We start from the raw sequence: 12,454 nt of genomic DNA on the forward strand, positions 1-12,454 counted from the left end.
AGACAGCGGATTTAGAACGGCTTATTGGGGACCGATTGCACCAGTTTTTCGGCCCGAAACAGGTCGTCACTCGCCTGCAGGAGTTTGGCGCGCAGCTGCGGGTTGTAGTCGGGGTGGGCGGCCAGGAAGCTGCGCACGGTGGCGGCGGCCGTGGCCGTCTGGTAGCTGCCAAGCGTGGCCTGCAGCCAGGAGTACGGAAAGAAAATATCGCCGGTGAGCTGGATTTCCTGCAATAAATCGAGGCTGGCGGGCAGGTATTTCTCCGACGTGGCCTGGCGCAGCGGGTGGTGCAGGTAGCCCAGCGCGGCCGTGACCCAGGCTTCTTTGGCGCGGCCGGCTTTGTCTTTCAGGCTGGCAAAGAAGGCATCGCGGGTAGCCCCGTCCGGCGACAGCGCGGGCATGAGAAACTGGAGGCGCTGGCGGCGTTCGGCGTTGGTGATGCGGGCGAGCTGGGCGGGCAGAATGGGCGCGGGGGCTGCGTAGTCGCGCACGGCCAGCGCCAGGGCCAGGGCAGTGTAGTCGTCTTCCGTCAGCTTGACCTTGGCGGGGGCTTTTTGGGTTTGCCAGATTTGATAGAGGCGAGTTTGGGCCGGCTTGGTGAGGGCGATGGACTGGTAGGTTTTGAAAAGCTGCTTCTGGGAGTTGGGCGAAGGGTTTTTCTGCAAGGCCGCCCACAGGTCTTTCTCCAGCCCCGGCCCCACGGCCAGCCGCTGGGCGGGCGTGAGAAACTGCCAGAAGATGGCGCTGGCCTGCCCCGTGAGCAGCTTCAGGTTCAGTTCCTCGGGTTCCAGGATAAGAGCCTGGCGGTAGGCCGTGAGCAGTTTCAGCGGCGTGATTTCCGGCCCGATGAGCATATTCTCGTACAGGTTGACGTAGCTGGCGGCGCGGGCCACGGGGCTGGCCAGCGTGGTTACCCCACCAGTCAATCTTTTGGCCACCGGAAACACACCGTACCCTAAACCAGTGGAATTGAAAACGATGCGCGCAGGGAGAAAAGGTAGCCGTACCACCTCTTCTGCGCCCTCCATTTTCACGGTTATCTGCTCTTGCCTTCCATCGGCCGACTCCACCAGCACGGCAAATTCCTGGGGCCACAGGCGGTCAGACCCGTCCTCGGCATGTTGTGTAACCCAGAGCGAATATTTCCGGTCGTGGTACCCTCCGTAGCGGTAGGTGAAGACGGGGCGGCCGGGCTGGTTCACCCACACCTGGTTCCAGGCCTGAAGGTCGGCGGGGGTGCGGGCGTCGAGGATGTTGATGAGGTCGGGCCAGGTGGCGTTGCCGTGGGCATAGGTTTTGAGGTACTCGCGCAGGCCGTCGCGGAAGGCTTCGGGGCCCATCAGGCGCTCCAGCTGGCGCATCATGATGGGCGCTTTGTGGTAGATGATGTTGCCGTAGAGCGAGCCCGCGTCCTGCAAGTTGGCCAGCGGCTGGCGGATGGGATTGGCCCCGGCCGTGCGGTCGATGCCGTAGGCGGCGGGGTAGTGGTCGAGGACGAATTTGAGGTCGTAGTTCGAGTTTTTGACGGCGACCTGCGTGATTTTATCGGCCATGAAATTGGCAAATACCTCCTTCATCCACACATCGTTGAACCACTGCATGGTCACCAAATCACCGAACCACATGTGTGCCGTTTCGTGCGACACGAGGTTGGAGCGCGCCAGGACTTGGTCCTGGGTCGCGCCCTCGTCCAGAAACAGCGTCGAAGCCTTGTAGTCAATGGCTCCTACGTGCTCCATCCCGCCGTACTGGAAATCGGGAATTGCCACGAAATCAAACTTCTGAAACGGATAAGGCAGGCCGGTGTACTGCTCCATAAACGCCAGCGCATCGGCGTGCAGCTGGAAGATTGGGTCGAGGCTGAGGCGCAGCTTGGCGGGGTCGGTTTCGCGGTGCAGGAAGCTCATGGGCCGGCCGTTCAGCGTGCGGTTGAGGCGCGAGAATTTCCCGGCGGCGAAGGAAAACAGGTAAGTGCTGATGCTATCGGAAGTGGCGAAATTATAGGTTTTAAATCCTGGCATTCTACCATCGAGCGAGGCCTCAGTTGAGTCGACCAGCGGTGCATTGGCCACGGCCTGCCACTGCCTTGGCACCGTGAGGGCCAGCGTAAAGGTGGCCTTCAAATCGGGCTGGTCGAACACGGGCAGCACGGTACGGGCGCGGTCGGGCACCAGCAGCGTGTAGAGGAAATTCTGGTTGCGGTTGAGCGAAAGCTCACCGGCCCGCAGGTCAATTTTCACGACGTTGTGGCCCAGTTTCAGCCCGGCGGCGGGCAGCACGAGGTGCTCGTCGTGATGGTCGATGGCCAGCTGTTGGCCGTTGAGGGTGAGACGGTGCAGGTACTCGGTGGGCGCTTTGAAGTCGAGCTGCACCGGATGGCGGTTGTCCTTCAAATTAAACGAAACCTGCTCAACAACTTCAATCGGCTCATCTTTTTGCGCCGGGATGGTGAAGCTGAGATTGTACGCTACGCTGCTGCTGGTGGCCCGGCGCGCCTGGGCCAGCACCTCAGACACTCCAGACGTGATGGGCGGGGCGGGCTCGACGGACGGCGTGGGCCGGAGGGTGGTCGTCACGGGGGTATCGAAAACGGGCGCCCGATGGCAGGCAGCGGCACACAAGGCCAGCAGAACCGCCCCGGCTCTGCCATATTTACGAAAGCGAAATGTCATTGGAATAGGCCAGTGCTGAGAGCTTCAAAAGTAACCGCCGCGTTGTGAGTACCGCCCTGCCGCCGTGCGCAGTATTCACCGGTGAGCTTCTCTGACATTACCCCTGTATAATCCGCCAGTAATGCCTGCCCCATTCCATCGCAACGCCCTGCTTCATCAGCTGGCCGCCACCCCAGCCTGGGACCTCATTGTCATCGGCGGGGGTGCCACGGGGCTGGGCGTGGCGCTGGATGGCCTCAGCCGGGGCTACCAAACGCTGCTGCTGGAGCAGGCCGATTTTGCCAAGGGCACCAGCAGCCGCAGCACCAAGCTGGTGCACGGCGGCGTGCGCTACCTCGCGCAGGGCGACATCGGCCTGGTGCGCGAGGCCCTGCACGAGCGCGGCCTGCTGCTGCGCAACGCCCCGCACCTGTGCCACAATCAGGCGTTTATAATCCCTAATTACACCTGGTGGGGCGGCCCGTTCTACACCTTCGGCCTGAAGCTGTACGACCTACTGGCCGGCCGCCTCAGTCTGGGCGCCTCCACCCACCTCAGCCGGGCCGAAACCCTGCGCCAGCTGCCTGGCCTGCGCCCGGCCGGCCTGCGGGGCGGCGTGCTCTACCACGACGGCCAGTTTGATGACGCCCGCCTGGCCGTGAACCTGGCCCAGACCTGTATCGAAGGCGGCGGCACGGCGCTCAACTATTTCCCGGTGCGCGGCCTGTTGAAAGATACCAGCGGCCGCGTGGCCGGCGTGCGCGCCACCGACCAGGAAACCGGCCGCGAATACGAGCTCCGGGCCAAAACCGTGGTGAATGCCACCGGCATTTTCGTGGATAAAATCCGGCAGCTTGACGAGCCGCAAGCCGCGCCGCTGGTGCAGCCCAGCCAGGGCGTGCATCTGGTACTGGACCAGTCGTTTCTGCCCGGCGCGGCGGCCCTGATGATTCCGCACACCGACGACGGCCGGGTATTATTTGCCGTGCCGTGGCTGGGCCGCCTCGTGCTGGGCACCACCGATACGCCCGTGCCCACCGCCAGCCTGGAGCCTCGCGCCCAGGAAACCGAAATCGACTTCCTGCTGCGTACTGCCGCCCAGTACCTCACCCGCGCCCCCACCCGCGCCGACGTGCTCAGCGTCTTCGTGGGACTGCGGCCGCTGGCGGCGGCCATGGCGGGCTCAAACCAAACGAAGGAGATTTCGCGCCGTCACAAAATCGTGGCTTCGGCCAGCGGCCTCATCACCATCACCGGCGGCAAGTGGACCACCTACCGCCGCATGGGCCAGGATACCCTCGACCAGGCCATAAAGCTGGGCCGGTTGCCGGCCGCCGCCAGCCAAACGGAGCATCTGGCCATTCACGGCGCCGGCGCACTGACCGAAAAAACCGCCTCCCCGGCGCATTTAGCCGCTTACGGCAGCGACCAGCCGGCTCTGTTGCAGCTCATCGCTGACAATCCGGCGCTGGGTGCGAAGCTGGATGCGCAATTTGATTTTCTGCACGCCGAAGTGGTGTGGGCCGCCCGCCACGAGTTGGCCCGCACCGTGGAGGACGTGCTGGCCCGGCGCGTGCGCCTGCTGTTTCTGGACGCGGCGGCGGCTCTACGCGCTGCCCCCACCGTGGCCGCTCTGCTGGCCCGGGAGTTGGGCCACGATGCCGCTTGGCAGGCCCGGCAGGTGGCCTTGTTTGCTGAGCTAGCGCGAGGCTACCGGTTAGCGGCTGTTTGAATTATTAGAACGGTCAATGTAATGTAGAGACGCGACCCTTCGCATCTCCGGAACTGTGCCAATTGGAATTGTTCAACGACGAGACGCGAAGGGTCGCGTCTTTACACCGTATCAGCTCATCCCGCCCCTTGGCGAATCAGAATGGACTCAGCGAGTTAAACCAGTGTGTTTTTCCTACATTAGCCCGGCCTTTTTACGGATAATCGCATGAGCACTTCTACGGAAACTTCCACCACGCCCGCCCCCGGGCTTACCAGCCTCGATTTGGCTCCGGTGCCTTTTGCCGAGCGCACCTGGGGCACGGGCCACTACGCCGCGCTCTGGATTAGCATGAGCCTGTGCATCCCGACTTATATGCTGGCCAGCTCGCTCATTGAGGGCGGCATGAACTGGTGGCAGGCGCTGCTCACCATTTTCCTCGGCAATACCATTGTGCTGGCCCCCATGCTGCTCAATGGCCGGGCCGGGGCGCGCTACGGCATCCCGTTTCCGGTGCTGGCCCGCGCCAGCTTCGGGGTGCGCGGGGCCAACGTGCCGGCGCTGCTGCGGGCCATCATCGCCTGCGGCTGGTTTGGCATTCAAACCTGGATTGGCGGCTACGCGCTGTATCAGATGGCTGTGCTGTGGGTGCCTTCGCTGGGCACGCTGCCGGCCATTTTCCCGGCCAGCTGGGCGCTGGCAACGGGACCGGCGTTGGTGTTTCTGCTGTTTTGGGCGTTGAATATGTACGTGGTGTACCTCGGGGTCGAGAGCATTCGCAAGCTATTGGTCTTCAAGGCATTTTTCCTGCCGCTGGCGGCGCTGGCGCTGCTGTGGTGGGCCATATCGGCCGGGCACGGGCTGGGGCCGATTCTGGCGCAGCCCAGCAAATTCACGTCCAGCGCGGCATTCTGGGCCTTTTTCTTTCCTTCGCTCACGGGCATGGTGGGCTTCTGGGCCACGTTGTCGCTCAATATTCCGGACTTCACGCGCTATGCCGTGAGCCAGCGGGCGCAGCAGCTGGGGCAGGCGCTGGCGCTGCCTGCGTCGATGACCCTTTTCTCGTTCGTGGGCGTGGTCGTGACGTCGGCCACGTTCATCATCTACGGCAAAACCATCTGGGACCCGGTGGTGCTAGCCGGCCGCTTCGACAGCAAGCTGCTGGTGAGCTTCGCCATGATTGCCGTGGCGCTGAGCACGCTGGCCACCAACATCGCGGCCAACATCGTGAGCCCGGCCAACGACTTCGCCAACTTCGCGCCCGAGCGCATCAGCTTTAAGACCGGCGGCTATATCACGGGCGTGCTCGGCGTGCTGATATTTCCCTGGAAGCTGATTGCCGACCCGTCGGGCTACATTTTCACCTGGCTGGTGGGCTACTCGGGGCTGTTGGGCCCCATCGGCGGCATCATGATTGTGGACTACTACCTCATTCGCCGCCAGCAGCTCAATGTGCCCGATTTGTACCAGTTCCACGGCCGCTACGCCTACCGGGGTGGCTTCAACCCGGCCGCCATCATCGCCCTCATTATCGGCGTATTGCCCAACGTGCCGGGCTTCCTCACGGCCATCGGCGTGCTCGACAAAGGCACGGTGTGGCCGGCGCTGGTGGCGGTGTATAACTATGCCTGGTTTGTGGGTTTTGCGGTGTCGGGGCTGGTTTATTTGCTGCTGATGCGTGGGCAAACGGCCACTCAGCCAGCGGCGGCGTCTTCGGTAGCATCAGCGACTACTATGCCTTCGCTGGCTCAGTAATTTCTGCATTTTCGTAGGGAAGCAACAATGCAGCGTTGAGGAGCCGGCTTGCTATAGCTACTACACTGGCAAACTACTCTGTTCCAGCAGCAGAATAGAAACACGGTTCAGCATCCACTAAAGCTGATGGTGGACTTTGTACTACCGCCGTCCGAATCCCCGTATGACGACTGGTACAATCCGCTTCTGAAAATGAACAAATCCGCTTCTACCTCCAATTCCGGCTTCGTGCGCGTGCGTGGCGCCCGCGAGCACAACCTTAAAAACATCGACGTGGACATTCCGCGCGATGCGCTGGTGGTGTTCACCGGCGTGTCGGGCTCGGGCAAAAGTAGCCTGGCGTTTGGCACGCTCTACGCCGAGGCCCAGCGGCGTTACCTGGAATCGGTGTCGCCCTACGCGCGCCGACTGTTTCACCAGATGGCGGTGCCGGAGGTGACGGCCATTGATGGGCTGCCGCCGGCGGTGGCGCTGCAACAGCAGCGCGGCGCGCCGAGCACCCGCTCGTCGGTGGGCTCGGTCACCACGCTTTCCAACCTGCTGCGGATGCTGTACTCGCGGGCCGGCGACTACCCGGCCGGGCAGGGCATCATCTACGCCGAAGCATTTTCGCCCAACACCGCCGAGGGTGCCTGCCCCACCTGCCACGGCTTGGGCCGCGTGTACGAAGTGACCGAGCAAAGCATGGTGCCCGACCCCACGCTCACCATCCGGGAGCGGGCCATTGCGGCCTGGCCGCAGGCCTGGGGCGGCCAGAACCAGCGCGACATTCTGGTGAGCATGGGCTTCGACGTGGACACGCCCTGGCAGGATTTGCCGCAGAAAGACCGAGACTGGATTCTCTTCACCGAGGAGCAGCCGGTGCTACCCGTGTACCCCGGCTACTCGCCCGAGCAGACGCAGCGCGCCATCAAGCGCCGCGAGCCACCGAACTACATGGGCACCTTCACGGGCGTGAAGAAGTACGTGCTGCACACCTTCGCCACCACCCAAAGCGCGCTGATGAAGAAGCGCGTGGCCCAGTACATGCTGGGTTCCGACTGCCCCACCTGCCACGGCAAGCGCCTGCGCGTGGAGTCACTGAGCGTGAAGTTTGCCGGGCTGGACATTGCCGAAATGTCGCGCCTGCCCCTAAAGCGGCTGGCGACGCTGCTGCAACCCTTCGCCGAAGGCAAAGCGGGGAAGCAGAAGCACGACCAGGAACATCCGGAGCAGGCCATCGTGGCCCGGCGCATTGCCGAGGATTTGGCGGCCCGCCTCACCGTGCTGCTCGATTTGGGGCTGGGGTATTTGTCGCTGGAGCGCGGCACGCCCACGCTCTCACCCGGCGAACTGCAACGGCTACGGCTGGCTACGCAACTCTATTCCAACCTGTTCGGCGTGGTGTATGTGCTGGATGAGCCCAGTGCCGGCCTGCACCCGGCCGATACCGAGGCGCTGCTCGATGCCCTGGCGGGCCTGAAAAGCGCCGGCAATTCCTTATTCGTAGTAGAGCACGATTTGGACGTGATTCGCCAAGCCGACTGGTTGGTGGACGTGGGCCCGGCCGCTGGCGAAAAGGGCGGCGAAATCCTCTACAGCGGCCCGCCCGAGGGCTTGCGCCTCGTGCTGGAATCGCAGACGCGCCAGTTTCTTTTCGATGCGCCCGCTCTGCCCGAAACGCCGCCCCGCACGCCCACCGGCTGGCTGAAACTGGCCGGCGTGACGCGCAATAACCTCGAAAACCTGGCCGTAGAGTTTCCACTGGGCGTATTCACCACGGTTACCGGCGTGTCGGGCTCGGGCAAATCCAGCCTTGTGAGCCAGGTTTTGGTCGAATTGGTGGCCGAATGCCTGGGCCAGGCCATCGAGGCCGAAGAAGAGGAAACCGACCCGCTGGCCGCGCCCGCACCAGCTACGCTCGGCGGCCACATCACGGCCGGCTTGGACAAAATCAAGCGCCTGGTGCGCGTCGACCAGAAGCCCATCGGCCGCACGCCGCGCTCCAACATGGCCACCTACACCGGCCTATTCGACCACGTGCGCAAGCTCTTCGCCGCCACGCCCGAGGCCCGCAAGCGCCGCTACGATGCCGGCCGCTTCTCCTTCAACGTGGCCAAAGGCCGCTGCGAAAACTGCTCCGGCGAAGGCTTTGTGATGGTGGAATTGCTTTTCCTGCCCAGCGTGTACGCGCCCTGCCCGGTGTGCCACGGCGCCCGCTACAACGCCAAAACCCTCGAAGTGCAGTACCGTGGCCGCAACATCGCCGAAGTGCTGGGCCTGACCGTGGACGACGCCTGGGAATTTTTCGCCGACGAGCCCGCCATCTTCCGCGCCCTCACGGTGCTGCGCGAAGTGGGCCTGGGCTACCTGCGCCTCGGCCAGCCCGCCACCGAGCTCAGTGGCGGCGAGGCCCAGCGCATTAAGCTCGCCACCGAGCTGCAGCGCATCGGCCGCGGCAATACGCTCTACGTGCTCGACGAGCCCACTACCGGCCTGCACCCGTCGGATATTGAAAAACTGATGATGCAGCTCGAAGGCCTGGTGGCTGCCGGCAACACGGTTATCGTGGTGGAGCACGACATGCGCGTAGTGGCTGGTTCCGACTGGGTTATCGACATCGGCCCCGGCGCGGGCGAAGACGGTGGCCAGGTGGTAGCCGCCGGCCCACCGGCCGAAGTTGCGCAGGCCAAAGGCAGCCGCACCGCGCCGTACCTGGTGCGCTATCTGCAGGAGGCGTCGTAGCCCGGCTTGTACCGGTCTGGCCGCACCACTCAACGCCCTAAACCACCACCGACTGTTCATGGGAAGGCGTACTTTTAACACTACGATATTGGCTCGTGCCTGCACATGCCCCTGCTGCAGTTTAGTTAACCTGTTGGATTGTCCGCTATGAATGTCCTTGAACGCAACAACGTTACCCTTTCCGGGAGCGGAGAACAGGCCATGGTGTTTGTGCACGGGTTTGGCTGCGACCAGCACATGTGGCGGCTGGTAGCGCCCGCGTTTGAAGCGCATTACCAGGTGGTGCTGCTCGACCTGGTGGGCGCCGGACAGTCGGACCTAACGGCTTATGACCCCATCAAGTACAACTCGCTCGACGCCCACGCCAGCGACGTGCTTGCCGTGCTGCACGAGTTGAATTTGTACGACGTTGTGTTTGTGGGCCACTCGGTTAGCGCCATGATTGGGGTGCTGGCCGCCATTCGCGAGCCGCAGCGCTTCGCCCGGCTGGTGCTGGTGGGCCCCTCGCCCTGCTACATCAACGAAGGCAGCTACACGGGGGGCTTCGAGCCGGCAGATATCGAAGAGTTGCTTGAGGCCATGGACACCAATTACCTGGGCTGGTCGGGTACTATGGGCCCGCTGATAATGGACAACCCCACCGTGCCCGAACTGGCGGCCGAGCTCACCAACAGCTTCTGCCGCACCGACCCTACTATTGCCCGGCACTTTGCCCGCGTCACTTTCCTGGGCGACAATCGGGCCGATTTGCCTCGTGTGCACACGCCCAGCCTCATTCTGCAAAGTGCGCACGATGTAATTGCGCCCCTGCCCGTGGGTACCTACCTGCATTCCCAACTACCAGACAGCACCCTGGTCGTGCTGGATACTTTCGGCCACTGCCCGCACCTGAGCGCCCCGCAGGCTACCATTGCCGCCATCAAAGAGTATCTGGACTCGGTGCCCGCGCTATTGCCATGAACACCAGCGCCGATGAAAACGAGGAACTACCGGAACTGGACCTGCGCCTCACGCAGGAAAGTGCCGACGAGCTGTACGAGCACGCGCCCTGCGGCTATTGCTCCTGCCTGCCCGACGGCACACTCGTAAAAATCAACCAAACGCTGCTGGGGTGGTTGGGCTACGAACGTACCGAGCTGGTGGCCCGACAAGGACTACAACAGTTGCTCACCGTGGGCGGGCGCCTGCACTTTGAAATGCATTGTACGCCGCTGTTGCTGCTGCAGGGCCAGGTGCGCGAAATGAGCTATTTGCTACGCCGCAAAGACGGCAGCACCCAGCCCGTGCTCCTGAACGCCACCCTAGACCGCGACACCAACGGCGCCCCCTTGGTCATGCGCGTTGCCCTGTTCGATATCACCGACCGCCGGCGATACGAACTGGAGCTGCTGCGGGCCAAAAACCTCGCCGATGAGCAACGGCAGCAACTAGCCAAAGCCAACGAAGAATTGCGGGCCAAAAACGAACAGCTAACCCGCACCAACCAGGACCTCGACAATTTCGTGTACACCGCCTCGCACGACCTCAAAGAGCCGCTCAACAACATGACGGGCCTTTTTGCCGAGCTTCAGCGCACCGCCACCTTCCACGACCCCGAAGCGGCCGAAGTCGTCGCGCTGTTTGAGCAAGCCCTGCAGCAAGTACTGGCCACCATTGAAGGGCTCGCCAAAGTGGTGCAGCTGGAGCGGCAAGCCCTGCCGGTCCCCACAGATTCGGTTGAGCTCGCGCCCTTACTCAACGAAGTGGTGCGCAGCCTGCAAGCCCAGCACGCCGGCCTCGAACAAGCGTTCCAGATTGATGTGCAGCCAGCCCCCACGGTGCACATGTCAGGCCCGAGCGTGCGCAGCATTCTCTACAACCTGCTGAGCAACGCGGTGCGCTACGCCGCTCCCGGCCGGCCCCTACGCGTGCAGGTCTCTTCTGCGCTGGTCAATGGCGCCCCCGTGCTCACCGTCACCGACAATGGCCGCGGCATCGATATGGCCCGCCACGGCCAGGAGCTGTTTCAGCTATTCCGCCGCTTCCACCCCGAAGTACCCGGTACTGGACTAGGATTATATCTCGTGAAACGGTTGGTGCATCAGGCCGGGGGGCGTATCGAGGCGCAAAGCATTGTAAACCAAGGCGCAGTGTTCCAGATACACTGGCCCCGCTAGGTGCATCTGTTGGGTATGCCTGCGGCCTCAAGAAGGCAAAGTAACCAGATTGCACAGCGTATGTGCTTTCGCTTTGAAGTGTACCAAAAAAGAAAAGGCCGTTTTCACTAGGAAAACGGCCTTTTAGGTAGCGGGGACTGGACTCGAACCAGTGACCTTTGGGTTATGAGCCCAACGAGCTACCAACTGCTCCACCCCGCACTGTTTGGTTCTGCAAAGGTAGGAAAACTTTCTTGTAAAACAAGCCCCGCGTAATCATCTGGCCCTTTTAACGCATATTTTTTCTACCATCAGCAGCGGCGCGCCGGCATTGCAGAACATAACGCACAGGTTATCGGCACTTTGCCGACTAGGCTATTTCAGCAGCTGCTATGGCCGGCTTTTGGTACTGAAAGCGGTTTTTGAAACGGTCGAGCGGTTCTTCCACGAAATGCCAGGAGGCGGCGGCCATTGCGGCCAGCACCGGGCCCAGCACCAATAGCGTGGGCAGCGGCCCCATCCAGAAGGCCCGGCCCGCCACATCGGGCACGAAATGATACACCAGCCGCTGCCAGAACACGAACAGGGGTAGGTGGTAGAGGTAGAAGCCATAGCTGCGCCGGCCCATCCACTGCGCCACGGGCTGCAGCAGGCCGAACCGACGGACCGCGTCTGGGCTGCCCAGCAGCCAGTTGATGGTAAGGAAGGCCGCTCCGGCAATGCACGTTCCGAAGCTGCCGTGCCAGGCCAGTGCCCACGGGCCGCCATCGAACACCCGCACGCCCACCGCCCAGGCGCCCCAAGCCAGCAGTACCAGCCAGCCGCTGCGCCACCGCGCCAGCCAAGCCTGGCGTTGGCCCAGCCGCAGCAGCGTGCCCAGTGCAAACAGGTCGAGGCTGGAGGGCAGCAGCAGGTGCATCATGCCCGAGCCCACTTGCGCCAGCCAGAACAGCCGGAACGCCCAGGCCACGGCTGCCAGGGCCAGCAGCGGCCATACCCGCCGGCCCACCAGCCCCAGCACCAGCGGCCAGAGCAGGTAGAACTGCTCATCCACGGCTTGGGTCCAGTAGTGGCCGCAGCCGTCGCCCCAGCCGCGCAGCTTGTAGAACAGCAGGTTGGCGCCCGGCAGCAGAAACCAGCCCAGGTGCTGCTGCACGGTTTCGAGGGGCAGCAGGTAGCAGCCGGCCAGGGCCAGGTAGTAGGGCGGAATGATGCGCAGCACCCGCCGAATGAAAAACGTGCGCAGCTGCGGGCCCCAGCCGCCGGGTGCGCCCACGTAGGCCCCGTACTTCCAGATGATGCCCGATACGAGGTAACCGCTGAGCACGAAAAACAGCGCCCGGCCCATTTCGCCAAACGGAAACGGCGGGTGCACCCAGTGCTGCAGCACCACTACGCCCACGGCCACGGCGCGCAGGCCGTTGAGCTCGGGGCGAAAAGCAAGGGGCGTGGACGGCGGTGCAGTAGACATTCTCGAA

7 protein-coding genes and 1 tRNA gene are annotated in these 12,454 nt (G+C 63.2%); 5 read left to right on the top strand and 3 right to left on the bottom strand.

The genetic code is table 11. The annotated features are described in order from the left end of the window. Positions 1–11: 11 nt before the first annotated feature. Positions 12–2,576, bottom strand: coding sequence for a M1 family aminopeptidase (locus ACYVM5_RS08340; protein WP_460617670.1), 2,565 nt, complete (start codon positions 2,574–2,576; stop codon positions 12–14). A gap of 217 nt (positions 2,577–2,793) precedes the next feature. On the opposite strand from ACYVM5_RS08340, the gene ACYVM5_RS08345 reads away from it, so the two are divergent. The 5 genes from ACYVM5_RS08345 (at position 2,794) to ACYVM5_RS08365 (ending at position 10,997) form a co-directional block, all read left to right on the top strand. Continuing rightward, positions 2,794–4,383, top strand: a complete 1,590-nt coding sequence (locus ACYVM5_RS08345; RefSeq protein WP_460617671.1) for a glycerol-3-phosphate dehydrogenase/oxidase — start codon at positions 2,794–2,796, stop codon at positions 4,381–4,383. Positions 4,384–4,590: 207 nt separating this feature from the next. Continuing rightward, entirely contained in the window at positions 4,591–6,117 is a 1,527-nt protein-coding gene (locus ACYVM5_RS08350) for an NCS1 family nucleobase:cation symporter-1 (RefSeq protein WP_460617672.1), read from the top strand. A 192-nt stretch (positions 6,118–6,309) separates the two neighbouring features. Then, the gene (uvrA, locus tag ACYVM5_RS08355; protein ID WP_460617673.1) at positions 6,310–8,841 is read left to right on the top strand and encodes an excinuclease ABC subunit UvrA; all 2,532 of its coding nucleotides are present in this window, start codon (positions 6,310–6,312) and stop codon (positions 8,839–8,841) included. A gap of 147 nt (positions 8,842–8,988) precedes the next feature. Then, positions 8,989–9,801 carry an alpha/beta fold hydrolase gene (locus ACYVM5_RS08360; protein ID WP_460617674.1) on the top strand — a complete coding sequence of 271 codons (813 nt, stop codon included), beginning with the start codon at positions 8,989–8,991 and terminating at the stop codon, positions 9,799–9,801. Then, positions 9,798–10,997 carry a PAS domain-containing sensor histidine kinase gene (locus tag ACYVM5_RS08365; RefSeq protein WP_460617675.1) on the top strand — a complete coding sequence of 400 codons (1,200 nt, stop codon included), beginning with the start codon at positions 9,798–9,800 and terminating at the stop codon, positions 10,995–10,997. The genes ACYVM5_RS08360 and ACYVM5_RS08365 overlap by 4 nt, the downstream gene beginning before the upstream one ends. 128 nt (positions 10,998–11,125) lie before the next feature. On the opposite strand, the gene ACYVM5_RS08370 is transcribed toward ACYVM5_RS08365, so the two are convergent. Further along, positions 11,126–11,198, bottom strand: a tRNA-Met gene (locus ACYVM5_RS08370). A gap of 148 nt (positions 11,199–11,346) precedes the next feature. Then, a complete protein-coding gene (locus tag ACYVM5_RS08375) occupies positions 11,347–12,447 on the bottom strand; it encodes an acyltransferase family protein (protein WP_460617676.1) in 1,101 nt (366 codons plus the stop codon). Between the last annotated feature and the right edge of the window lie 7 nt (positions 12,448–12,454).

Source organism: Hymenobacter ruber, assembly GCF_054783255.1.